This is a genomic window from Mycolicibacter acidiphilus, assembly GCF_018455725.1.
Classification (GTDB): Bacteria; Actinomycetota; Actinomycetes; order Mycobacteriales; family Mycobacteriaceae; genus Mycobacterium; species Mycobacterium acidiphilum.
In genome coordinates, this window is record NZ_JAHCLR010000007.1 from 25,253 (window position 1) to 48,869 (window position 23,617).

At 69.3% G+C, this 23,617-nt stretch carries 19 protein-coding genes and 1 pseudogene; 6 read left to right on the forward strand and 14 right to left on the reverse strand.

From position 1 onward, the window contains the following. Positions 1–9 precede the first annotated feature (9 nt). Positions 10–795: a 2-keto-4-pentenoate hydratase gene (locus KIH27_RS05890; protein WP_214092009.1), complete on the reverse strand. Its 786-nt coding sequence runs from the start codon at positions 793–795 to the stop codon at positions 10–12. A 142-nt stretch (positions 796–937) separates the two neighbouring features. After that, positions 938–2,182, reverse strand: a complete 1,245-nt coding sequence (locus KIH27_RS05895) for a cytochrome P450 (RefSeq protein ID WP_214092010.1) — start codon at positions 2,180–2,182, stop codon at positions 938–940. A 253-nt stretch (positions 2,183–2,435) separates the two neighbouring features. On the opposite strand from KIH27_RS05895, the gene kstD reads away from it, so the two are divergent. Next, positions 2,436–4,127 (forward strand): 3-oxosteroid 1-dehydrogenase, encoded by a 1,692-nt coding sequence (gene kstD / locus KIH27_RS05900; RefSeq protein WP_307856797.1) that lies wholly within the window; start codon positions 2,436–2,438, stop codon positions 4,125–4,127. A 3-nt stretch (positions 4,128–4,130) separates the two neighbouring features. After that, on the forward strand, positions 4,131–4,991 hold the full coding sequence (gene chsH3 / locus KIH27_RS05905) for an enoyl-CoA hydratase ChsH3 (RefSeq protein ID WP_214092012.1): 861 nt from the start codon (positions 4,131–4,133) through the stop codon (positions 4,989–4,991). 59 nt (positions 4,992–5,050) lie between these two features. Here chsH3 and KIH27_RS05910 read toward each other — a convergent pair whose 3' ends face one another. The 7 genes and pseudogenes from KIH27_RS05910 to KIH27_RS05935 form a co-directional block, all read right to left on the reverse strand. Next, on the reverse strand, positions 5,051–5,887 hold the full coding sequence (locus KIH27_RS05910; protein ID WP_214092013.1) for an endonuclease domain-containing protein: 837 nt from the start codon (positions 5,885–5,887) through the stop codon (positions 5,051–5,053). 131 nt (positions 5,888–6,018) lie between these two features. After that, the gene (gene ltp2, locus KIH27_RS05915) at positions 6,019–7,176 is read right to left on the reverse strand and encodes a 17-hydroxy-3-oxo-4-pregnene-20-carboxyl-CoA lyase (RefSeq protein WP_214092110.1); all 1,158 of its coding nucleotides are present in this window, start codon (positions 7,174–7,176) and stop codon (positions 6,019–6,021) included. Positions 7,177–7,187: 11 nt separating this feature from the next. Then, a complete protein-coding gene (locus KIH27_RS05920) occupies positions 7,188–7,586 on the reverse strand; it encodes a MaoC family dehydratase (RefSeq protein WP_214092014.1) in 399 nt (132 codons plus the stop codon). Then, on the reverse strand, positions 7,583–8,536 hold the full coding sequence (locus KIH27_RS05925) for a bifunctional MaoC family dehydratase N-terminal/OB-fold nucleic acid binding domain-containing protein (RefSeq protein ID WP_214092015.1): 954 nt from the start codon (positions 8,534–8,536) through the stop codon (positions 7,583–7,585). The genes KIH27_RS05920 and KIH27_RS05925 overlap by 4 nt, the downstream gene beginning before the upstream one ends. A 28-nt stretch (positions 8,537–8,564) precedes the next feature. Then, positions 8,565–9,722 (reverse strand): acyl-CoA dehydrogenase FadE29, encoded by a 1,158-nt coding sequence (gene fadE29 / locus KIH27_RS22445; protein WP_307856800.1) that lies wholly within the window; start codon positions 9,720–9,722, stop codon positions 8,565–8,567. A gap of 102 nt (positions 9,723–9,824) precedes the next feature. Next, positions 9,825–10,793: pseudogene (locus KIH27_RS22450) on the reverse strand (acyl-CoA dehydrogenase family protein); the annotation flags it as partial. Positions 10,794–10,835: 42 nt separating this feature from the next. After that, entirely contained in the window at positions 10,836–12,080 is a 1,245-nt protein-coding gene (locus KIH27_RS05935; RefSeq protein ID WP_214092017.1) for a cytochrome P450, read from the reverse strand. A 119-nt stretch (positions 12,081–12,199) separates the two neighbouring features. On the opposite strand from KIH27_RS05935, the gene KIH27_RS05940 reads away from it, so the two are divergent. Genes KIH27_RS05940 through KIH27_RS05955 form a run of 4 tightly spaced genes read left to right on the forward strand, consistent with a single transcriptional unit; the run spans position 12,200 to position 14,465 of the window. Then, a complete protein-coding gene (locus tag KIH27_RS05940; protein WP_214092018.1) occupies positions 12,200–13,363 on the forward strand; it encodes a steroid 3-ketoacyl-CoA thiolase in 1,164 nt (387 codons plus the stop codon). After that, positions 13,363–13,752, forward strand: a complete 390-nt coding sequence (locus tag KIH27_RS05945; RefSeq protein WP_214092019.1) for a DUF8021 domain-containing protein — start codon at positions 13,363–13,365, stop codon at positions 13,750–13,752. Before KIH27_RS05940 ends, KIH27_RS05945 begins: the two co-directional genes overlap by 1 nt. Before the next feature lie 39 nt (positions 13,753–13,791). Then, a complete protein-coding gene (locus tag KIH27_RS05950) occupies positions 13,792–14,277 on the forward strand; it encodes a nitroreductase family deazaflavin-dependent oxidoreductase (RefSeq protein WP_214092020.1) in 486 nt (161 codons plus the stop codon). Next, entirely contained in the window at positions 14,274–14,465 is a 192-nt protein-coding gene (locus KIH27_RS05955) for a hypothetical protein (protein WP_214092021.1), read from the forward strand. The genes KIH27_RS05950 and KIH27_RS05955 overlap by 4 nt, the downstream gene beginning before the upstream one ends. Positions 14,466–14,474: 9 nt before the next feature. On the opposite strand, the gene KIH27_RS05960 is transcribed toward KIH27_RS05955, so the two are convergent. The 5 genes from KIH27_RS05960 to KIH27_RS05980 all read right to left on the reverse strand — a co-directional run bounded on the left by KIH27_RS05960 (position 14,475) and on the right by KIH27_RS05980 (position 23,579). Beyond that, positions 14,475–15,113 (reverse strand): hypothetical protein, encoded by a 639-nt coding sequence (locus KIH27_RS05960; protein ID WP_214092022.1) that lies wholly within the window; start codon positions 15,111–15,113, stop codon positions 14,475–14,477. A gap of 131 nt (positions 15,114–15,244) precedes the next feature. Then, positions 15,245–20,269: a PE family protein gene (locus KIH27_RS22955; protein WP_214092023.1), complete on the reverse strand. Its 5,025-nt coding sequence runs from the start codon at positions 20,267–20,269 to the stop codon at positions 15,245–15,247. A 320-nt stretch (positions 20,270–20,589) separates the two neighbouring features. Then, positions 20,590–21,453 carry a fatty acid desaturase gene (locus KIH27_RS05970; RefSeq protein ID WP_214092024.1) on the reverse strand — a complete coding sequence of 288 codons (864 nt, stop codon included), beginning with the start codon at positions 21,451–21,453 and terminating at the stop codon, positions 20,590–20,592. 431 nt (positions 21,454–21,884) lie between these two features. Next, positions 21,885–22,790 carry an SDR family oxidoreductase gene (locus KIH27_RS05975; RefSeq protein ID WP_214092025.1) on the reverse strand — a complete coding sequence of 302 codons (906 nt, stop codon included), beginning with the start codon at positions 22,788–22,790 and terminating at the stop codon, positions 21,885–21,887. Between the two features lie 12 nt (positions 22,791–22,802). Then, entirely contained in the window at positions 22,803–23,579 is a 777-nt protein-coding gene (locus KIH27_RS05980; RefSeq protein WP_214092026.1) for an SDR family oxidoreductase, read from the reverse strand. Positions 23,580–23,617: the final 38 nt, after the last annotated feature.

Genomic DNA, 23,617 nt, shown 5'->3' on the forward strand with positions numbered 1-23,617 from the left:
AGCGCTCCTCTACTCGAAAACCAGCCGGACCGAACCCAGTCCGGTGAAATCGGCGACGCAGTCGTCGCCGGCGTGCACGTCGATTGCGCGGGTCGCGGTGCCGGGCAGCACGATGTCGCCCGCCTTCAGCCGCACCCCGAAACTCTCCACCTTGCGGGCCAGCCACGCCACCGCGGTCACCGGGTTGCCCAGCACCGCGTCGCTGCGGCCCTGCGCCACCAGTTCGCCGTTCTTGGTCAGCGTGGCGTCGATGTTCTTGATGTCGATGTCGCCCGGCTTGACCCGCTGCTTGCCGAGGACGAACCCGGCCGACGAGGCGTTGTCGGCGATGGTGTCGCAGAGCTTGATCTTCCAGTCGGTGATGCGACTGTCGATCAGCTCGATCGCCGGCGCGAACGACTCGGTGGCGGCCAGCACGTGCTCCTCGGTGCAGTCCGCACCCGGCAGGTCCGCGCCGAGGATGAACGCCACCTCGACCTCGATCCGCGGGTACAGGTAGTTCGCCGCCTTGACCGGGGTCTCCTCGAACACCTGCATCTCGTTGAGCAGGTGGCCGTAGTCCGGTTCGTCGACGCCCATCATCTGCTGCATCGCCTCGGAGGACAGGCCCACCTTGTGCCCGACGACCCGGGCGCCCTCGGCGATCCGCTGCCGGATGTTGATCAGCTGGATCTCGTAGGCGTCGACGACGTCGATGCCGGGCTGGGCCGCGGTAAGCGGGGAGATGGCGACCCGGCTGCGCTCGGCCTGCGCCAAATCGGCTGCGAGTTCGTCACGGATTTCGACGCTGAGCATGGGTCCCCTCGCTGTCGTGACGTGGCCGAGAACCGGCCACTGGCGGCAATTCTATAACGTGTTCTAACTTTTGGCTCGGCCGGTCCCACACAGTGAGAGGGGCCGACGGCGTGCTCGCCGTCGGCCCCTTTCCGGCTGCGGATCAGGCCTTGCCGGTGTAGTCGACGTTCCAGTGCTTGATCGCGTTGAGCCAGCCCGACTGCAGGCGGCTCGCCTCGTCCAGCGGCTTGAGGTCCGGGATGTGGTCGGCGATCGCCTCGAACATCAGGTTGACGGTCATCCGGGCCAGGTGGGTGCCGATACAGTAGTGCGCCCCGGTGCCGCCGAAGCCGACGTGCGGGTTCGGGTCGCGCAGGATGTTCATGGCGTGCGGGTTCTCGAAGACCGTCGGGTCGAAGTTCGCCGCGCGGTAGTTCATCACCACCCGCTGACCCTCCTTGATCTTCACCCCGGACAGCTCGGTGTCGATCTTGGCGGTGCGCTGGAACGCCGAGACCGGGCTGGCCCAGCGGACGATCTCGTCGGCGGTGGACTCCGGGCGCTCCTTCTTGAACAGCTCCCACTGGTCGGGGTGCTCGACGAACGCCATCATGCCCTGGGTGATCGAGTTGCGGGTGGTCTCACTGCCGGCCACCGCCAGCAGGATGATGAAGAACCCGAACTCGTCGCCGCTGAGCTTCTCGCCCTCGTCGGCGGCCTCCACCAGCGTGGTCACGATGTCGTTGCCGGGGTTGGCCCGCTTCATGTCGGCCAGCTTGTTGCCGTAGGCGATGATCTCCATCGCCGAGGTGAACGGGTCGTACTTGTCGGCGTACTCCGGGTCGTCGTAGCCGGTCATCTGGTTGGTCCACTCGAACAACTTGCCGCGGTCCTCCTGCGGCACGCCGAGCAGACCGGCGATGGCCTGCAGCGGCAGCTCGGCGGAGATGTCGCGGACGAAGTCGCCGCTGCCCTTGGCCAGCGCCTCCTTGGCGATCGCCTGCGCACGCTCCTGCAGCTCGTCGTGCAGCGGCAGGATGTGCCGCGGGGTGAAGCCGCGGGCGACGATCCGGCGCAGCCGGGTGTGCGTCGGCGCGTCCTGGTTCAGCATGATCGTGCGCTGCATGTCGATGTTGTCGCGCGGGATGTCGTCGTTGAAGCGCGGGATCGCGGTGTTGCGCTCGCTCGAGTAAACCTCGTCGAGCCGGGAGATCTCCTTGACGTCCTCGTGCCGGGTGACCAGCCAGTATCCGCCGTCCTTGAAGCCGCCGCTGGCGTCGTCGGGCTGGTCGATCCACTTGATCGGTTCGTTGGTGCGCAGCTCGTCCAACTCCGCCATCGGGATGCGCTCCGCCCAGATGTGCGGGTCGGTCGGGTCGAATCCGGTCGGAAGATTGAGGGTGGACACGCTGCGATCTCCTAACTGTGAGCATCGGTCAACACGATGCAGGGTCGTGTCAGTAAAACATGGCTTCCGCGCAGACGAAAGGTGTGATGCCATCTCCGTCGGACAAGAAACTGAAACACGTTCTCATTCGCGCCTCGGCGTTGCGGAATCGGCCGGGCAGATGCGGCCGTCGCAGGGTATACCGGCACCGCAGCCGGATCGGCCGGCACGGAACCACCGGCCAAGTAGCGCCCGGGCCGGGCAATTCTATAACGTGTTCTACATGGCCGAGAAGGAATACGACGTCGTCGTGGTCGGAAGCGGCGGCGCCGGCATGGTCGCCGCGCTGACTGCCGCCCACCAGGGACTGTCAACGATTGTCATCGAGAAAGCCGCACACTACGGCGGCTCCACCGCGCGCTCCGGCGGCGGGGTGTGGATCCCCAACAACGAGGTGCTGCAGCGCGCCGGGGTCAAGGACACCCCGGAGGCGGCCAGCACCTACCTGCACACGATCGTCGGCGACGTGGTGCCCGCCGAGAAGATCGACACCTACCTGAAGCGCGGGCCGGAGATGCTCTCGTTCGTGCTGAAGAACTCGCCGCTGAAGATGTGCTGGGTTCCCGGCTACGCCGACTACTACCCGGAGCAGCCCGGCGGCAAGCCGACCGGCCGCTCGATCGAGCCGAAGCCGTTCAACGCCAAGAAACTCGGCGCCGACATGGCCGGCCTGGAGCCGCCCTACGGCAAGGTGCCGCTGAACATGGTGGTGATGCAGCAGGACTACGTCCGGCTCAACCAGCTCAAGCGCCACCCGCGCGGTGTGCTGCGGAGCATCAAGGTGGGCGTGCGCGCCACCTGGGCCGGGATCACCGGCAAGAACCTGGTCGGCATGGGCCGGGCGCTGATCGCGCCGCTGCGCGTCGGCCTGCAGAAAGCCGGTGTGCCCGTTGAGTTGAACACCGCGCTCACCGACCTCTACGTCGAGGACGGCGTGGTGCGCGGCGTGTACGTGCGCGCCGAGGGTGCTGCCGAGGACGTTGAGCCGCAACTGATCCGGGCACGCCGCGGAGTGATCCTGGCCAGCGGCGGGTTCGAGAAGAACGAGCAGATGCGGGTGAAGTACCAGCGCGCGCCGATCACCGCCGACTGGACGGTGGGCGCGGCCGCGAACACCGGCGAAGGCATCGTGGCGGGCGAGAAACTCGGTGCGGCGCTGGACATCATGGAAGACGCCTGGTGGGGTCCGACGGTGCCGCTGCCCGGTGCGCCGTGGTTCGCACTCTCCGAGCGCAACTCCCCCGGCTCGATCATCGTCAACATGAACGGCAAGCGGTTCATGAACGAGTCGATGCCGTATGTCGAAGCCTGTCACCACATGTACGGCGGCCAGTACGGCCAGGGCGACGGCCCCGGCGAGAACGTGCCGGCCTGGCTGGTGTTCGACCAGCGCTACCGCAACAACTACATCTTCGCCGGGTTGCAGCCGGGCCAGAAGCTGCCGCGGAAATGGACCGAATCCGGCGTCATCGTCACCGCCGACACCCTGGAGGAGCTGGCGGAGAAGGCCGGCGTGCCGGTCGACTCCTTCGTCGCCACCGTGGACCGGTTCAACGAATTCGCCCGGTCCGGCGTCGACGAGGACTTCCACCGCGGTGAGAGCGCCTACGACCGCTACTACGGCGACCCGACGCAGAAGCCGAACCCGAACCTCGGCGAGATCAAGCAGGGGCCGTTCTACGCGGCCAAGATGGTGCCCGGCGATCTGGGCACCAAGGGCGGCATCCGCACCGACGTGCACGGCCGCGCCCTGCGCGACGACGGCAGCGTCATCGCCGGCCTGTACGCCGCCGGCAACGTCAGTGCGCCGGTGATGGGCCACACCTACCCGGGACCGGGCGGCACCATCGGACCCGCCATGACCTTCGGCTACCTGGCCGCCCTGGATATCGCTGGAAAGGCGTAACGCATGCCGATCAACCTCGACGCCGCCCTGGGTGCGGAGTTCGGCGCGGTCGAGTTCTCCTGGACCGCAACGAATGTGCAGCTGTACAACCTGGCGCTGGGCGCCGGGTCGGACCCGATGGATCCGCGCGAGCTGAGCTACGTCGTCGACGGCACCCCGCAGGTGCTGCCGACGTTCGGTTGCGTCGCGGCGTCGTTCAACGAGACCGACCCGCCGAAGGTGAGCTGGCCGGGCATCGAGATCGACCTGGCCAAGATCCTGCACGCCTCCGAGCAGGTCAGCGTGCCGGCGCCGCTGCCGGCGTCGGGCAGTGCCCGCGCGGTCAGCAAGATCGTCGAGGTCTGGGACAAGGGCAAGGCCGCCGTGGTGGTGCTGGAGACCACCGCGACCGCGCCGGACGGCACCGTGCTGTGGACGCAGCGCCGGTCGATCTTCGCCCGCGGCGAGGGCGGCTTCGGCGGCGAGCGCGGGCCGTCGTCCGCTTCGGAGTTGCCCGATCGCGCACCGGATTTCGAGGTCGACATCCCGGTGGCGCCGGGTGCGGCGCTGCTGTACCGGCTGTGCGGTGACCGCAACCCGCTGCACTCCGACCCGGGTTTTGCTGCGGCTGCTGGATTCCCGCGGCCGATCCTGCACGGGCTGTGCACCTACGGCATGACCTGCAAGGCGATCGTCGACACCGTCCTCGACGGCGACGCCGGCAAGGTGCGCTCCTACGGCGCCCGCTTCGCCGGCGTGGTGTTCCCCGGCGAGACGCTGCGGGCCCGGCTGTGGCGCGACGGTTCGCGGGTGATCGGCGTGGTGGTGGCCCCCGGCCGCGACGACGCCGCCGTGCTCGGCGACGTGGAACTGGTCAGCGCGTAGCCCCCCTCCGCCGAACGTGAACTCACGCTCACGTTCGATCGTCGAGTGTGAACGCACGCTCACGCTCGGCGGGCCAGTGCGGACCGAACCCGGCGCACAACGTCGGGCTCGCGATCTCCGGCGAGTACTCGGATGACGATCCAGCCGAGGCGCTGCAGTCGTTCGGCGCGCTTGGCATCCCTTCGCCAGCGCTGTGGGTCGGTTCGATGTTGGTCGCCGTCGTACTCTGCAGCCACTTTGAGTTCCGGCCAGCCCATGTCCAGCACGGCGAACGGCTCCCAGTAGCCGTCGTACACCGGAATCTGGGTCTGCGGCCTGGGCAGCCCGGCACGGATCAGGGCGACCCGCAGCCAGCTCTCCTTCGGCGATTCCGCTCCGGGATCGACCAGGTCGAGCGACTCCCGCGCACGGACGACGCCGCGACGGCCGGTGCAGCGGGCCAGGATCTGCTGGACGTCGACGTCTTTGAACTCCGCGGCTCGCACGAGCGCGTCCATACCGGAGACCGCCTCGACCATCGGATACCAACAGCCGAGATCGACCGCAGTCCGGGCCGGGTTGGTGACCGGCACCCCGTCGAGCACCTGTATCTCGTCAGGCCGCAGTTCATCGCCGTGAATCAGCAGCCCTGGCAACCGATGCCGGTTGTCGTGGATGAGTTCTGCGGGCCGGTCGTCCACCCAGTCACTGCCGTGCAACGCCGCAGCGGCGAATCCGGCGACCACACCCTTGCGCTGCGACCACAGCCAGCCGGCTCTGGCACGATCAGCCGTCGTGACCACGATGTCCCGGTCCAGATAGACGTCGGGAAACAGGCGACTATGGCGGGTTCCGAGCTGTCCCCTTGTCACCCTGCCAGCGGCCAGGGCCTCACTGCCGATGAACGGTTCCACCATTGCGGCAGCGTGCCACCACGGTCGTCGGGCGTCACTTCACCTCGCCCCGAGCCGCCGAGCGTGCGCGTGAGTTCACGTTCGACGCCCGAACGTGCGCGTGAGTTCACGCTCGGCGGGGTGGCGGGGCGGACTCAGCCCAGAATCAGCCCCGACGTGGGCACGCCGGTGCCGGCGGTCACCAGCACGTGCTCCACGTTCGGCACCTGGTTCACCGAGGTGCCGCGCAGCTGGCGCACCCCCTCGGCGATGCCGTTCATGCCATGCACGTACGCTTCGCCGAGCTGACCGCCGTGAGTGTTGATCGGTAGCCGGCCGCCGAGTTCGATTGCGCCACCGGCGATGAAGTCCTTCGCCTCGCCCTTGCCGCAGAAACCGAGCTCCTCCAGTTGCAGCAGCGTGTACGGGGTGAAGTGGTCATAGAGCACCGCGGTCTGGATGTCCGCCGGGCTCAACCCCGACTGCGCCCACAGCTGCCGGCCGACGACACCCATCTCGGGCAGGCCGAGTTCGTCGCGGTAGTAGGAGTACATCGTGAACTGGTCGACGCCGGAGCCCTGCGCGGCGGCCTCGATCACCACCGGACGCTGCTTGAGGTCCTTCGCCCGCTCCGGGGTGGTGACGACGATCGCCACCCCGCCGTCGGTCTCCTGGCAGCAGTCCAGCAGTCGCAGCGGCTCGGCGATGAAGCGCGAGTTCTGGTGGTCCTCGATCGTGATCGGCTTGCCGTAGAAGTGCGCCTTCGGATTGGTCGCCGCGTGCTTGCGGTCGGCCACCGAGATGACGCCGAAATCGGCACTGGTGGCGCCGTATTCATGCATGTAGCGCCGGGCGACCATCGCCACCGACGCGGCCGGGGTGGAGATCCCGTGCGGGTAGGACCAGCTGTACTCCACACCGCGCGAGTCGGCGGTGCCGGTCAGCCCGGTCATCACCTGGCCGAACCGGAACTCCGAGCGCTCGTTGAATGCCCGGTACGCCACAACGACTTCCGCGACCCCGGTCGCGACGGCCATCGCCGCCTGCTGCACGGTCGCGGCGGCGGCGCCGCCGCCGTAGCCGATCTGGGAGAAGAACGACAACTCACCGATGCCGACCGAGCGCGCCACGGCGGTCTCCAGGTTGGAGTCCATCGTGAACGTGACCAGGCCGTCGACGTCGGACGGCGCCAGCCCGGCGTCGTCCAGCGCGTCGAGGACGGCCTCGGCGGCCAGGCGCAGTTCGCTGCGGCCGGACTCCTTGGAGAAGTCGGTGGCACCGATACCGGCGATCGCGGCTCGACCGGATAGCAGACCGGACTGCACTACACACCTCCGAGGGTCAGTTTCGCGGTCGCGACGACGTGGTCGCCGAGACTGTTGTTCCCAACGACTTTCACCGTGATCAGCCCGTCCTCGACCGCGGTGACCTCACCGGTGAACGTGACGGTGTCGTAGGCGTACCACGGCACGCCGAGCCGCAGCCCGATCGAGCGGATCACCGCGTCCGAACCGGCCCAGTCGGTGACGTAGCGCTGCACCAGACCGGTGTCGGTCAGAATGTTGACGAAGATGTCCTTGGACCCCTTGGCCTGCGCCTTGTCCCGGTCGTGGTGCACGTCCTGGTAGTCGCGGGTCGCGATCGCCGTGGACACGATGAACGTCGGGTCACCGTAGATCGCCAATTCGGGCAGCTTGGTGCCCACCGTCGCAGTGATGCTCATGCGCTCGGCTCCCAGGCGTAGAGGTTCCAGGCCGGCCCGGATTCACTGGCCGGGAAATCCAGATACGTTGCGCGGACCGGCATTCCGATCTGCACCTGCGCGGGGTCGACGCCGCGCAGTTCGCCGAGCATCCGCACCCCCTCGGCCAATTCGACCAGTGCGATCACGAACGGAATCGACCGGCCCGGCACCTTCGGCGCGTGGTGCACGACGTAGGAGTACACCGTGCCCGTCCCGGCGGCGACGACGTAGTCGGTGGTCTCGGTCTTGTCCAGCCATACCGCCGGCACCGGCGGGTGCTGCAGGCTGCCGTCGGGCCGGCGCTGAATGCGCAGTTCGTGGGCGGCGACCCCGTCCCAGAAGAACTTCGAATCCCGCGACCAGGACGGCCGCATCATCTTGTCCGGGTTCAGGTCCTCGGGCAGGTCGGTGGCTGCCGGCGCTTTGTCCTTCGGCAGGAACTTCATGATCCGCCAGTCCATGTCGGCCACATTCTCTTCGCCGACCCACCAGCGGATCTTCTGGGTGATGAAGTAACCCTCACCCAGCCCAGTCATCTTCGGCCCGGTCACGTCGCTGATCTCGGCGGTGATGCTGACCTCTTCACCGGGCTGCAGGTAGCGGTGGTAGGTCTGCTCGCAGTTGGTGGCAACCACGCCGACATAGCCTGCGGCATCGAACAATTCGATGATCTTGCCGAGCGGGTCGTCGTCGGGGCGCACTCCGCCCAGGCCCATCATCGTCCAGACCTGGATCATCGCCGGCGGTGCGACGACGCCCGGGTGGCCGGCGGCGCGCGCCGCGGCCTCGTCGACGTAGATCGGGTTCTTATCCCCGATCGCGTCCACCCAGTGCCGAATCATCGGCTGGTTCACCGGATCCCGGCCGAGCCGCGGCTTGCTGCGCGCCGACGCCTTCAGCTTCTCGATACCTGCTGCCAGATCACTCATCTGTGTCCTCGACTCTTCGCGCGAGCGCTCATCGTGGCACCCTCGGGACTCGCAATCCCGAGGCGGCGATCATCTCGCGCATCACCTCGTTGACCCCGCCGCCGAACGTGATGACCAGGTTGCGCTTGGTCTGCACGTCCAGCCAGCCCAGCAGTTCGCTGGTGGCCGCATCGGCCGGGTTGCCGTACCCGCCGACGATCTCCTCGGCCAGCCGTCCGGCGTACTGGATCCGCTCGGTGCCGAAGACCTTGGTGGACGCGGCATCCGCGACGTCGATGATCTCGCCGGCCGCGGCGACCTGCCAGTTCAGCAGTTCGTTGATCCGGAACATGGCGTGGATCTCGCCGAGGCCGCGGCGGACCGCGTCGTGGCTGATCGGTGCCACACCGTCGCTGCCCGGTTGCACCGCCCAGGCGTGCACCTTGTCGTAGATCGCGCCGAACCGGCCGGCCGGCCCGAGCATGACCCGCTCGTTGTTGAGCTGGGTGGTGATCAGCTTCCAGCCGCCGTTGAGCTCACCGACCAGCATGTCGGCGGGCACCCGCACATCGGTGAAGTAGGTGGCGTTGGTGTGGTGCGCGCCGTCGCTCAAGATCATCGGCGTGAACGAGTAGCCGGGGTCCTTGGTGTCGACGATGAAGATCGAGATGCCCTTGTGCTTCACCGCATTCGGGTCGGTGCGCGCGGCCAGCCAGATGTAGTCGGCGTCGTGCGCACCGGTGGTGAACACCTTCTGGCCGTTGATCACGTACTCGTCGCCGTCGCGAACCGCGGTGGTGCGCAACGACGCCAGGTCGGTGCCGGCTTCGGGCTCGGAGTAGCCGATCGCGAAGTGCACCTCGCCGGCGAGGATCGCGGGCAGGAACTTCTTCTTCTGCGCCTCGTTGCCGTACACCTGCAGGGTCGGCCCGACGGTCTGCAGCGTGACCGCCGGCAGCGGGATGTCGGCGCGCTGCGCCTCGTTGACGAATATCTGCTGCTCGATCGGGCCGAAGCCCAAGCCGCCGAACTCCTTCGGCCAGCCCACCCCGAGCTTGCCGTCGGTGCCCATCCGGCGGATCACGTCGCGGTAGGCGCCGCAGTGCCGGTCGACGGCCATGGCCGCTTCCTCATCCGGGGTGATCAGCGTGGCGAAGTACGACCGCAGCTCGACCTGCAGCGCGCGCTGCTCGGAGGTGAGGTCGATGAACTGGCTGCCCGCAACGTTGTTGAGCTCACTGGAGGAGACGGCGGACTCGACGGCGCCGGCCGTGGTCACCAGGTCCAGGCGCTGGGAGCGCCCGCCGAGCAGGCGGGACAGGTCCTTGATGGTCGAGTAGTAGCGGTCCATCGGGTAATCGATGTCCATGCCCATGCCGCCGTGCAGGTGGTGGCAGATCTGCATCATCGGCGGCGCCTGCGAGGTGATCCAGTAGCCCAGCACACCGAGGTCCTTCTCGGTCAGCGGGTCGGCCCCCAGGCCGTTGGCCAGCCGCCACACCACCGACGTCGCCGCCAACGTGATGGTGCGCGAGACGATGTAGACCTCGGATAGTTGCGCGGCCACCGTCTGGAAGGTGGACAGCGCCCGGCCGAACTGCTCGCGGGTGCCGACGTAGTCGGCGGTGAGCCGCAGCGCCCCGGCCACCAGCCCGGAGGCGTACGCGCCGATCATGGCCAGCGCCAACTGGTTCACCCGGTGCGCGGTCGCCCCGTCGAGCAGGCCGTCGACCTCGGCGCCGTCGAACACCACGACGTACTCGTCTGAGTGGTTGGCGGTCGGGGTCTTGGTCAGCGTGACACCGGCGGCCGTCGGCGAGATCACCGCGACGCCGCTGTCGGCGGTGACCAGCAGCCACTGCGCCTGCTCGGCGTAGGCGACACCGATCTTGGTGCCGGACAACCGGTTACCGGCCAGTGTCACCGAAGGCTGCTCGGGCAGCGCGTTCGCCGGCTCGTCGAGCGCGGCTGAGAGCACCGCGCCCTTGGGCACCCCGGTCAGGTAACGGTCCTGCTGCGCGTCGGAGGCCAGGTCCAGCAGCGGCACCAGGCCCAAGCCCAGCGTCGCCAGCGCCGGGCTGATCGTGCCGCGCCGGCCGATCTCGGTGAGCGCGGTGGCCACCTCGGCCAGGCCGACACCGTCGCCGCCGAGCCGCTCCGGCACCGCCAGTGCGGTCACACCGCCGGAAACCAGTGCGTCCCAGCTGTTGTCACGTTCCAGCACCGACGTAACGACGTCGGCGACAGCCTGCTGTTCCGGATCAGGACTGAAGTCCACCCGAATCCTCCTCGGTTAAATCAGTTGAATCAGTGGTAAAGGTCAGGCGTTGCGGCCGGTGTAGTCGACCTGCCAGTGCTTGATCGCATTGAGCCAGCCCGACATCAGCCGTTCCGGGGCGGCGGTCGGCCGCAGGTCCGGGATGTGATCGGCGATCGCGTTGAACATCAGGTTGACAGTCATCCGCGCCAGGTGGGTGCCGATGCAGTAGTGCGCACCGGTGCCGCCGAAGCCGACGTGCGGGTTCGGGTCGCGCAGGATGTCGAACCGCTGCGGCTCGTCAAACACCTCGGGGTCGAAGTTCGCCGAGCGGTAGAACATCACCACCCGCTGGCCCTCTTTGATGAGCGTGCCGTTGAGGTCGTGGTCGCGGGTGGCGGTGCGCTGGAACGAGGTCACCGGGGTGGCCCAGCGGACCACCTCGTCGGCGGTGGTCTCCGGGCGCTGCGCCTTGAACAGCTCCCACTGGTCGGGGTGCTCGGTGAAGGCCATCATGCCCTGGGTGATCGAGTTTCGGGTGGTCTCCGACCCGGCCACCGCCAGCAGGATGATGAAGAACCCGAGCTCGTCGTCGCCGAGTTTCTCGCCGTCGACGTCGGCCTCGATCAGCGTGGTGACGATGTCGCGGCCCGGGTTGACCCGCTTCATCTCGGCCAACTGCAGCCCGTAGGAGATGATCTCCAGCGACGCCTGCTTCGGGTCGTAGTGGGAGTACTCCGGGTCGTCGTAGGACGTCATCTGGTTGGTCCAGTCGAACAGTTTGCCGCGGTCCTCCTGCGGCACCCCCATCAGTCCGGCGATGGCCTGCAGCGGCAGCTCCGAGGCCACCTCCACCACGAAGTCGCCGGTGCCGCGGGCCAGCGCCTCCTTGGCGATGGCCTGTGCCCGCGCCTCCAGTTCGTCATGCAGCGGCAGGATGTGCCGCGGGGTGAAGCCGCGGGAGACGATCCGGCGCAACCGGGTGTGCCGGGGCGCGTCCTGGTTGAGCATCAGGAAGCGGGAGACGTCGATGTTCTCCCGGTCGATGTCGTCGTTGAAACGCGGGATGGCGGTGTTCATCTCGCTGGAGAACACGTCGTCGAGCCGGGACACCTCTTTGACGTCCTCGTGCCGGGTGATGGCCCAGTAGCCGCCGTCCCGGAATCCGCCACTGCGCTCGTCGGGCTGCGCGATCCAGGAGATCGGGGCGGACTCGCGCAGTGCGGCGAACTCGGCATCCGGGAGCCGCTCGGCGTAGATCGCCGGGTCGGTGAGGTCGACCGTCGACGGCTCAGGCGTCTGCGACATCAGGGCCCTCCTAACTGCAACGTGTTCTAGTAGCAGTAAAACATGCGCTCACCGTAGACCAAAGGCTCTAACACGTCCGCGCTTGTCAGCGTAATGAAACGTGTTCTAATCTGGCCTGCATGGGCAATCCCGTCATCGTCGAAGCCACCCGCAGTCCCATCGGCAAACGTAACGGCTGGTTGTCCGGCCTGCACGCCACCGAACTGCTGGGGGCGGTGCAGAAGGCTCTGATCGCCAAGGCCGGTCTGACGGCCGGGATCAGCGCGGGCGACGTCGAGCAGGTCATCGGCGGCTGCGTCACCCAGTACGGGGAGCAGGCCAACAACGTCACCCGGCAGTCCTGGCTGGTGGCCGGGCTGCCCGAGCACGTCGGCGCCACCACCATCGACTGCCAGTGCGGCTCCGGTCAGCAGGCCAACCACTTCATCGCCGGGCTGATCGCCACCGGCGCCATCGACATCGGCATCGCCTGCGGCATCGAGGCGATGAGCCGGGTCGGCCTGGGCGAGAACGGCGGCGGGGCGCGGGCGGCGTCCTGGGACGTCGACCTGCCGAACCAGTTCGAGGCCGCCGAGCGGATCGCCCGGCGCCGCGGCATCACCCGTGCCGACGTCGACGCGTTCGGGCTGCGCTCCCAGCAGCTGGCCAAGCAGGCGTGGGCCGAGGGCCGCTTCGACCGGGAGATCAGCGCGATCGAGGCCCCGGTGATCGACGAGAACAAGCAGCCCACCAGTGAGCTGCACATGGTCGGCCGGGATCAGGGCCCGCGCGACACCACCGCCGAGGGCCTGGCCGGGCTGAAGCCGGTGATCGAGGGCGGTATCCACACCGCCGGCACCAGCTCGCAGATCTCCGACGGCGCCGCCGCGGTGCTGTGGATGGACGAAGACCGGGCCAAGGCTCTCGGCTTCAAGCCCCGCGCCCGGATCGTCAGCCAGACGCTGGTCGGCGCCGAGACCCACTACCACCTGGACGGCCCGGTGCAGTCCACGGCGAAGGTGCTGGAGAAGGCGGGCATGAAGATCGGCGACATCGACCTGTTCGAGGTCAACGAGGCGTTCGCGTCGGTGGTGCTGTCCTGGGCAGCGGTGCACAACCCGGACATGGACCGGGTCAACGTCAACGGCGGCGCGATCGCGCTCGGGCACCCGGTGGGCTGCACCGGCAGCCGGCTGATCACCACCGCCCTGCACGAGTTGGAGCGCACCGACAAGTCCACCGCGCTGATCAGCATGTGCGCCGGTGGCGCGCTGTCCACCGGCACCATCATCGAGCGGATCTAGTGGCGCTTTCGGACGCGCAGCGGATCGCCGTCGCGCAGTCCTACATCGACGCGCTGGTCAGCCACGACTCGGCGGAGGTGCCATTCGCCGACGACTGCGTCCGCATCGAGGTCGGCCTCAAGACCGGGTTCTCCGGCGCGCACCTGCGGCGCAGCCTGGACCGGGGGCCGCAGTTCAAGCTGATCAAGGCCGCGACCGCCCCGGAGTACTCGATCGACGGCGACGCGGTGCGCGCGGTCTACGACATCATCACCAAGCCGTCGCTGTTCGGCTGGCGGGTGTGCAGTCGCGTCGACGAGACGTTCGTGATCCCGGCCTCCAGTCCGGACGGCGCGGCGCGGATCCACCACATCCGGGCCGGCATCAAGCCGTTCCTGCAGCGCGCCTGACGACGGTTCGGGCCAGCACCTGCCGGTTAAGCTGGCCCGATGACCTCGGAATCGTCTGCGCCCCGCGGATTGAACTCGGACCTGACCCGCGTCGTGATCAAGTGGGGGTCGCGGGTCAACACCTGGCTGTACCGGGCCAGCGACGGCAAGCTGGGCGGCAAGTGGCGCCTGGGCCGCAACAAGGTCGACGAACTGCCGCCGGTCGGCATCCTGACCACCACCGGCCGCAAGACCGGTCAGCCCCGAAACTCCCCACTGCTGTTCCTACGCAACGGCGACCGGGTGCTGCTGGTGGCCTCGCAGGGCGGGCGGGCCAGCAACCCGATGTGGTACCTCAACCTCAAGGCGAACCCGGCGGTGAAGTTCCAGATCGGCGGTGAGGTGCTCAGCCTGACCGCCCGGGACGCCACCGCCGACGAACGCGCCGAATACTGGCCGAAGCTGACCGCGATGTACCCCGACTTCGACGACTACCAGTCCTACACCGACCGGGTGATCCCGGTGGTGATCTGCGAACCCCGGTGACGGACCGGGCGCAGCCGGCGGCGGTCGGCGGACACATCCATGAACCGGCGGGGGTGGAGATCCAGGCCCGCAACGTCGAGTTCGACGACCACCGCGACAATCTGCTGACCGCTGACGAGCGGGCCCGCGGCGACATGCTGATCTGCATCTCGCGGGCCTGCGGGGACCACCTGACGATCGACCGCTGAGGCGGCTCGTCAGAGCGCGGCAGCCAGGTCGCCGGAGTCGACGTCGAACCCCGGGACCTCTGGCGGGACGCCCGGGTCGACACCCGCCAAGTCCAGGTTGATACCGGAGGACTCCGGGTCGAGGCCGGACAGCAGCGCGGCGGCACCCGATCCCGCACTGTCACCGGTGTCGCTCGGCGCGGGGTCGAGCAATGCGCCGGTGAACGCGTTGTGGGTGGCGTACCAGTCCTGCAGGCCGGTGAACGTGGCGCTGATCCCCGCACCGACCGCGTTGAACTGGCTGATCGCCTCGCTCAGCGCATCCGAGCCCCCGGTCAGCAGCGTCAGCGGCACACCGACGATCGCGGTGAGCGGCAGCACGAACAGCAGTTCCAGCGCCAACTCGGTCATGATCGCGAACGGGAAGAACGGCAGGTCCGGGTTGTCGACGATGTTCAGAAACCCCGACAGCCCGGTGAGTTCCCCGAACTGATCCATCAGGCTGGCGTCCTGCGCCAGGGCGGTCAGTTCGACGGAGTGTGAGACCGGGGCCGCGGCGACCGGCGCGCTGTGCGCCACCGGGTTGGCGACGACGGCCTGGGCGCCGAGCGTGATGGCGGTGGCCGCGGCGAGCGTCGCAAAGAGTCGTGGCTGCGCGGTTGTGGGCATCGGTGAATCCAAGTCTCTTGGGTGAAGCCTTCAGTGTATTTTTCGGTCCGGCATCCGTCGGCGGGACGCTGTGGGCCGCGTCGGTTCGACGCGGCCCACAGTGTCCGGTGCCAACCGGCTGACTGCGAGACCTAGGGGTTGGTGACCCCAGGGCTAGCCGCGCCAGGTGCGCCGGCCACACCGACCGTGCCGTCCGCACCGCCGTTGCCGCCGTTACCGCCGTCCTCAGCGGTGCCGACGGCGCCGTTGCCGTTGAACGCACCACCCATGCCGCCCTTGCCGCCGACACCGCCGTTGCCGTTGTCGGTGCTGTTGACGAAGGTGCCGCCGTTACCGCCGTTACCGCCGTTGCCGCCGACAGAAGTCCCGGTCGAATCCGTGCTCTGCCCCTGGTAGGACTGCACGTTGCCGCGGCCACCCTGGCCACCGTCGCCGCCCTTGGCGCCGTCGGTGCCGTTGGTGCCGCCGTCACCGCCGTTGCCACCGGTGGCGGTGCCGGTCGCCGAATGGTCACCCTGGACCTCCGCGCCGCTGGGCCCGGCCTGCACCGAGCCGACGCCGCCGTTGCCGCCGTTGCCGCCGTCGCCCGCGCCACCGTCACCACCGGTTCCGGTGCCGGATGCACTCGACCCGTTGCTCCACGCAACCACCTGGCCGGTTCCGCCGTTACCGCCGGTTGCACCGGCAGCACTCGCCGCTCCGCCGTCACCGCCGAACGCCTTGCTGGCCGCATCGACATCCGGTGCTGTCCTGCTGTCGGCCGCGTTACCGAGGGCGAGGATCTGGCCGGCGCCGCCGTTGCCGGCGGTTCCCCCGTCGGTCGCAGCACCGCCGTCGCCACCGAGGCTCTCACCGTTCGATGAGCCGGGCCCGGTCACCTGCATGGTGCCGGCGCCGCCGGTGCCACCGGTGCTGCCGGCACCCGTCGCTGCACCACCGGCCCCCCCGGTCGCGTTGCCGTCAACGGAGCCGCCACCGTGAAGTAGCTGGTCCGAGCTGCTGAAGCCGCCGGTGATGTCACCGCCACCGCCTGCGCCACCGGTGCCGCCGCCGTTGCCGGCGCCGCCGACGCCGCCGGTGGCTATGCCGGTAGCGGTCGTGCCGGTTCCACCAGCCTGGATGCCGGCGTAGCCACCGGCACCACCGGCACCACCGGTCGTCCCGGCACCGCCGACCCCGCCGGTCACCGTGGCACCACTGATCGATCCGCCGCCGACGGAGTACGCTCCCGCGCCACCGCCGGCACCGCCGGCGCTGCCCGTGGAACCGTCGCCGGAGCCCGCGTTACCAGCGATAACGCTGCTGTCGGTCACCACGCTGTGGGCACCGTAGGCGCCGACGAAGCTGTAGCCGCCCGCCGCGGTGTCGGAACCGTTCCCGCCGGTTGCGGTGACTCCGGTCACCGCCCCACCGCCGGTGGCGATGATCGTGGCGGCCCCACCGTCGCCGCCGGCGCCGGCGTTGCCGCCGGTGATGGTGCTGCCGGTCACCGTACTGTCGGCGCCGTCGGCGGTGATCGACACCGAGCCGCCGGCGTTACCGGCGCTGCCGGTGCCCAGGTCAAGCACGTTCCCGGTAGCGGAGCCGCCATTGGTCGCACTGAGTGTGACCGTGGCGCCGCTGCCGTTGTTCAGACCGTTGATGGTGTTGTTAGCCAGCGTGCTGTTGGCGTCGACGATGTCGTGCACGTTGGTGCCGGTGCCACCGGTCGCACCCGCACCGGATGCGGTACCGGCACCACCTGCTCCGCCGTCGCCACCCTGGACACCGCCGGTCACAGTGCCGCCACCGGTGATGCTGGCGCCGCCGCCACCACCGCCACCGCCACCGCCGTGGCCGACCTCGGTGGCGCTGCCGGTGCTGCCGGAACCACCGACACCACCGCTGCCCGCGGTCGCGCCCTGACCATGGGCGCCACCGGCGCCACCGGCGCCACCGGCACCGCCGTTGCCGTTCACGCTGCCCGTGCCACCGTTACCGCCGGCGCCACCGGCAGCACCATTGGCCGCCACACCGTTGGTGTCGATGCCGGCACCCGTGCCGCCGTTACCGCCGTTACCGCCGTCACCGCCGGTGCCTGCAGTGCCGTCGGTACCCGAGGTGCTGACGCCGCCGGCCCCGGCGTTGCCACCGGCACCACCGCTACCACCGACAGTCGGCGCCGTGAGCGTGGCGTCGGTAGTGCCGTCGGCGGTGCCGTCGACGCCATTGGCACCGTCGGTGCCGTTTCCGCCGTTGCCGCCGTTGCCGGCGTTGCCGCTGTTGGCCGCGCCACCGACGCCACCGTCGCCGCCGTGACCGCCGGCACCGCCATCGGCCCCGGCCGTTCCGGCGCTGCCACCGTTTCCGCCGGCGCCACCGTTACCCGCGCCGGTGCTGGCACCACCATTGCCGCCGTCACCGCCGGAGCCGCCCGTACCGTCCTGGGCCGCGGCACCACCGCCGCCGCCGTTACCGCCGACCCCGGCCTGGCCGTCCTCGGAGGTGCCGCCGACACCGCCGTTGCCGCCGTGACCTCCGGCGAACGTGCCGGGGCCGACACCGAAGAGCACATCCCCGCCGGCACCGCCGTCACCACCGTCGCCGGCGGTCTGAGTGCCGGTGGCATCGCCACCGGCGCCGCCCTCGCCGCCGTAGCCGCCGTGGGCGTTTCCGAGGCCGCCGACACCGCCGGCACCACCGTCGGCGGCGACGCCGTCGGCGCCCATCGCTCCGGCAGCGCCACCGGCACCGCCGGTGCCGCCGTAGATGCCCCAACCACCCGAGCCGCCCTCGCCACCGTTACCGGCGTGCCAGCCGGTGCCGCCCTGACCGCCGACACCGCCGTTACCACCGCCGCCGGTCGCGTCGGTGTGCGCCGGGCTCAGACCGTTGCCGGCGAAAACGCCGTCCGCGCCGAAGGCGGGCTTCCCGCCGACACCGCCCTGGCCACCGTCACCGCCGTTGCCCTGGTGGGCGGTGGCCCCGTCGGCGCCGTTGTCGCCGCCGCCCTGGGTGATCCCACCGGCACCGGCCGTGCCCGCGGCTCCGCCGTTGCCGCCCATGCCACCGGCGCCGCCGACCATGACCGGGTTCGCATCGGAGTTCGCCGTGGCAGTCGTGGTGCTCGGGTCGTCGAAACCGCTACCGCCATCGCCGCCGACACCGCCGTTGCCGCCGACACCGGCCGCGCCGCCGGTGCCACCGTTGCCGTTGGTCGCCGCACCACCGGCGCCACCGATGCCACCGGCGCCACCGAGACCACCGGCGCCGCCGGTGCCACCCGGGACATCCAGGGCGGTCCCGTAGGCGCCGTAACCGCCGGTTCCGCCGACACCACCGGCGCCGGCCGCACCGCCGTTGCCGCCGTTACCGGAGACACTCCCGCCCGCGCCGCCGGCACCACCGTTGCCGCCGACACCACCGGCGAGGCCGGCAGCACCGTTGCCATAGATGCCGCCGCCGTTGCCCTGGCCGCCGGCACCGCCGGCACCGCCGTTGCCACCGTTGCCGTGGTCACCGCCGGCCCCGCCAACACCACCGTTGCCGCCGGCCACACCGACGCCCTCGTTGTCACCGCTGGTGTAGTAGCCGAAACCGTTGCCGCCGGCACCACCGTTGCCGCCGTTGCCGGACACCGCGGTCGGCAGCGTCCCGGCATCACCGGTCGCACCGTCCGCACCCACAGCGCCCGCGAAGATTCCGGTGGACGCGCCGCCCTGGCCGCCGACGCCGCCCGCACCGGCGGTACCCAGGTTGCCGCCGTGCCCGCCGGCACCACCGGCGCCACCGGCCACACCCGGGCCGGTGGCCGGGCCGGTGTCGCTCTGGCCAACGAGTTCCTCCGGTCCACGTGCCGGCAGCCCGCTACCACCGAGGCCGCCGTCGCCACCGTTGCCGGCCAGGCCCGAAGCGCCACCGAGACCACCACCGCCGCCGAGGCCGCCGTTGCCGGCGGTGTGCAGGCCGAAGAAGCCACCCGCACCACCGGCACCGGCGGCGCCACCCGCACCACCGATACCGCCGTCACCGGCGTTGCCGCCATTGCCGCCACCACCACCGGCGCCAGCGGCCGGGGAAGCCGGCGAGGCCGGTCCCGCCGCCACCGCGAACGAATCCGATCCGCTCTGCCCGTCGTAGTCCGCACCGTTACCGCCGGCACCGCCGTTGCCGCCGTTGCCGCCGTTACCGGCGGCACCACCCAGGCCGCCGTTGCCGCCGTTACCGGAGTTACCGAACAGCCCGGCCTGGCCGCCGGCACCACCGGCACCACCGACACCGCCGTTTGCCCCGACGGTGCCGTCACCACCGTTGCCGCCGCTGTGACCCGCCACGCCACTGGTGCTGCCCGAAGGCAGCGACAGCCCCGCGGCACCGTTAGCCCCGGGCGCCCCGGCCAGGCCCGCGCCGCCGACGCCACCGTTACCGCCGTTACCCGCGTTGCCGAACAGGAAGCCGGCACCGCCACCAAGACCGCCGGCAGCACCGACACCACCGACACCGTCGTTGGTGCCGGCGATGCCCGCCGCGCCGATGCCGCCGGCGCCGCCGTCGCCACCGTTGCCCATCAGCGATCCACCGGCACCACCGGCACCACCGGCCAGGCCGAAGACATCGCCGCCGCCGGCGCCGCCATCGCCGATCAGGCCGGCGTTACCGCCGGACTGGTCCGCCGACGTCAGCCCGTGAATCGTGACCGAACCGTCCTCGATGTCGGCCTGAGTGACATCCGCGCCGTCAACCTGGACGACGTGACCACCCTGGTCGAGCAGATCCCCGTCGGAGTTGTACGTCAGCGCGCCATCGCCGCCGTCACCGAACAGGAAACCACCCGCGGTGGCCGCGGTGTAGTCGATAGTGCCGTCGGAATCCACCGTGACGTACGCGTCGTGGCCGTTGCTGATCACACCCGCGATACCACCGCTGTTGGCGATCGACTCTCCAATACTGTGAAGTGGCTGATAGACGATCGTATTAATTGTGTTGGCGAAGAACGTGTCGAGTTGCGCCAGCGGATCGCCGGCTGCGGAACCCGACACCGCAGCCGCCGACCCGAACAGGTCACCCAGATCCCAGCCCGACGCACCCGCCGACGGGTCGAACCACGAATCCACTTGGGAGAACAGGTCACTGAGCGCATCGTCGAAGTCCGCATGGGCCGCCGGGGCTGACATCATAGGCGACAGCCCGAACGCCAAAAAAGCCGCGACCGCACTGCTGGCTCCAACCGCACGATTCTTCTTGGACATGATCTCCCTCGGATTAAGAGAGCGCCGCTTTCCAGCGCTCAAAACCTAGACGAAACTGCAAAATAATTTACCCCAACATCAGGAACAAGAACAGATCATCACGAGAAGGATTTCTTTTTTCAATCAGGTCAATGGCACACAGTCCCGGTCGCGCGGCCTGCAACGCGGTAATGCTGTTCGGATCGGACGAATTCGGCCTACCGTGCCATTGCGCTGCCGACCGGCGACGACCGGCAGCCCCGCCGGGGCTAGAGCGGCGGTACCGGCGCCGACACTCCGCGATGCTGCCACCGGCGCACCTCGTCGGCAGTGACCGGCCGACCGAAGATTGTCGTCATCGCCGGGTTGTGGTCGAGATACGCCTCTTCGTTGCGGCGCCAGGCCTGCATGTAGCGGTAGAACGGCAGCCACGGGTGCAGGTGGTGCACCAGGTGGTAGTTCTGCGACAGCATCAGCGGCCCCAGCAGCCACTCCAGGCCGAGCCGGATCCGGCTCGCACCGTAGCGGTCGGTGCGCTGGGTCGCGTCCAGGTCGTGGTGCGGCAGCCAGTCGAACGACCAGCCCAGGATCGCAATACCGATGCGCTGCGGGATCAGCACGATCACCGCGAGGTCCCGCAGGTGCCCGGTGTAGGCCACCACTGCGAGGACCACGAAACCGACGCAGAACAGCACCGTCGTCTCAGCGAGTTCGGCGGCCGGGCGGCGCCAGTCCCGCCGGAAGCGATCCGGCAGGTGTCGCACGTACCAGATCGCGTAGAAGAGGTCCATCAGCGCCCAGCGCAGCGGTAGCTGCCACTTCGGGCCCTGGGTGGCGAAGACGTCCGGGTCGCGCTCGGCATCGTTGGCATAGCGGTGGTGCTGAAGGTGGACGTAGCCCCAGGCCGGCAGCGAGAACGTCGGCACCACGAACAGCCAGGTGAACCGTCCGACCGCTGCGTTGATCCAGCGCGGACCACACAGCGAGTTGTGCGTCGTCTCGTGGGTCACCGAGAACATCACGTAGGTGACCAGGGTGCTCAGCGCGATTGTCAGCCACAGTGGCAGGTGCCCGGCGAGCGTTGCGAGCGCCACATATCCGAACAGTGTCAGCGCGGCGAGTCCCAGGAGCACCGTCGGCCACGCGAATTTCGGTATGCCCCCGCCGGGGTGCGGATGACGATCCCGCGCAGTGCGCCCAACAGTCGATGACGGTGCCACAGGAACCGAAACCACGGGCCCTCCAATCCGAAAGCGCCCCCGCTTCTGGTCATGCTGCGCTGCACAGCCTAGGCCGAAAACGTGCCTCGACTCCAGTCTCGTTTCGGCTTGTCCGGGTCAATTGATGGTCACGATTCGGCGACCCGAGCCGGTGTCGAGCGTGACCTTGCGCCCCGTGCGACGACAGTCTGATCAGCCGAACCGGTTGCTGCCCAACGGAATCCGATCGTGGTCAGCGATCATCAGGGCCGTGAAAACAGCCGGGCCCGTCGGCGTGTGCAGACCGGCCCGGCTGAATATCGGATCGGGAGGCGTTCAGCGAGGCCGTCGCCGAGTGCGCAAACTCACGCCCCGTAGACCGGCACCGCCGGACGCGCCTTGGCCAGCAGGTCGGTGACGACCGGACCCAGTTCCGCCGGATCCCACTTGGTGCCCTTGTCGACCTCCGGACCGTGCGCCCAGCCCTCAGCGACCCGGATCTTGCCGCCCTCGACCTCAAACACCTTGCCGGTGACAGCCTTTGACTCGGCGCTGCCCAGCCAGACCACCAGCGGGGAGACGTTCTCCGGGGCCATCGCGTCGAAGGCGTCGCCCTGGGTGGCCATCATGTCGGCGAAGACGGTCTCGGTCATCCGGGTGCGAGCGGCCGGCGCGATCGCGTTGACGCTCACCCCGAAGCGGCCCATCTCGGCGGACGCCACCAGGGTCAGCGCGGCGATGCCGGCCTTGGCCGCGGAGTAGTTGGCCTGCCCGACGCTGCCCTGCAGGCCGGCGCCCGAGGAGGTGTTGATGATGCGCGCGTCCACCGTCTCGCCGGCCTTGGACTTGGCCCGCCAGTAGGCGGCGGCGTGCTTCATGGTGGCGAAGTGCCCCTTGAGGTGCACGGCCACGACGGCGTCGAACTCCTCTTCGCTGGTGTTGGCGAACATCCGGTCGCGCACGATGCCGGCGTTGTTCACCAGCACGTCCAGCCCACCGAAGGTGTCGACGGCGGTCTGGACCAGTTGCTCGGCCTGCGCCCAGTCGGCGACGTTGGAGCCGTTGGCGACGGCCTCCCCGCCGGCGGCTTTGATCTCATCGACCACGCCCTGCGCGGCGCTGCCGCCGCCGGCCGGCGAACCGTCCAGGCCGACGCCGATGTCGTTGACCACCACCCGGGCGCCTTCAGCGGCGAAGGCCAGGGCGTGCGCCCGCCCGATTCCGCCGCCGGCGCCGGTGACGATGACTACGCGGCCGTCGAGAAGTCCCATGACAGTGTCTCCTTATTTGTTTGCGCTGGATGCGTTCAGGTAGGCGGGGTTCTCGCCCCCGCCGTGCACGGTAACGCTGGCACCGCTGATGTAGGACGCCAGATCGGAACTCAAAAATGCTGCTGTCCAACCGATTTCGGATGGCTTGGCCAGCCGGCCCAGTGGCACGGTGGCCCCGACCGCGGCGACCGATTCTGCGTCGCCGTAGAACAGTTCGGATTGCTCGGTCTCGACCATCCCGACCACGATCGAGTTCACCCGCACCTTCGGCGCCCACTCCACCGCCAGGCTGGTGGTGGCGCTGTCCATCCCGGCTTTGGCGGCGCCGTAGGCGGCGGTGCCGGGGCTGGACCGGTGCGCGCTGACGCTGGAGATGTTGACGATCGCCCCACCGGTCGCCTGGGTCTGCATGACGGCGTTGGCGTGGGTGGCGACCAGCAGGGGACCGAGCAGGTTCAGTTCGATGATCTTGCGGGTGAAGTTCGCCGACGCGTCGGCGGCCAGCGCGAACGGCGAACCGCCGGCGTTGTTGACCACCACGTCCAGGCGACCGTGCTTGGCGACGATCGCGTCGATCATCGCCGTGACCGCGTCGTCGTCGCGGACGTCGCAGGAGTGGAAGTCGTACGGCAGTCCCTCCACCGGGCGACGCGCACACGTCACGACCGTCGCGCCCTGATCGGCGAAGACCTTGCTGATGCCGGCGCCGACCCCTCGAACGCCACCGGTCACCAGAACCACCTTGCCGGTCAATCCGAGGGAGATCGGCGACGCCGCAGAGTCAGACACTGTGCTAGCGTACCAAGCAAGTGCTTGCTCAGGTAATT

Excerpts from the sequence above, each read along its gene's own strand:
- KIH27_RS05950 (WP_214092020.1), top strand. The coding sequence starts at position 13,792 with ATGACCTCGGAATCGTCTGCGCCCCGCGGATTGAACTCGGACCTGACC.
- KIH27_RS05940 (WP_214092018.1), top strand. The coding sequence starts at position 12,200 with ATGGGCAATCCCGTCATCGTCGAAGCCACCCGCAGTCCCATCGGCAAA.
- chsH3 (WP_214092012.1), top strand. The coding sequence starts at position 4,131 with ATGCCGATCAACCTCGACGCCGCCCTGGGTGCGGAGTTCGGCGCGGTC.
- KIH27_RS05935 (WP_214092017.1), bottom strand. The coding sequence starts at position 12,080 with ATGTCGCAGACGCCTGAGCCGTCGACGGTCGACCTCACCGACCCGGCG.
- KIH27_RS05975 (WP_214092025.1), bottom strand. The coding sequence starts at position 22,790 with ATGGGACTTCTCGACGGCCGCGTAGTCATCGTCACCGGCGCCGGCGGC.
- KIH27_RS05910 (WP_214092013.1), bottom strand. The coding sequence starts at position 5,887 with ATGGTGGAACCGTTCATCGGCAGTGAGGCCCTGGCCGCTGGCAGGGTG.
- KIH27_RS05925 (WP_214092015.1), bottom strand. The coding sequence starts at position 8,536 with ATGAGTGATCTGGCAGCAGGTATCGAGAAGCTGAAGGCGTCGGCGCGC.
- KIH27_RS05960 (WP_214092022.1), bottom strand. The coding sequence starts at position 15,113 with ATGCCCACAACCGCGCAGCCACGACTCTTTGCGACGCTCGCCGCGGCC.
- KIH27_RS05920 (WP_214092014.1), bottom strand. The coding sequence starts at position 7,586 with ATGAGCATCACTGCGACGGTGGGCACCAAGCTGCCCGAATTGGCGATC.
- KIH27_RS22955 (WP_214092023.1), bottom strand. The coding sequence starts at position 20,269 with ATGATGTCAGCCCCGGCGGCCCATGCGGACTTCGACGATGCGCTCAGT.
- KIH27_RS05890 (WP_214092009.1), bottom strand. The coding sequence starts at position 795 with ATGCTCAGCGTCGAAATCCGTGACGAACTCGCAGCCGATTTGGCGCAG.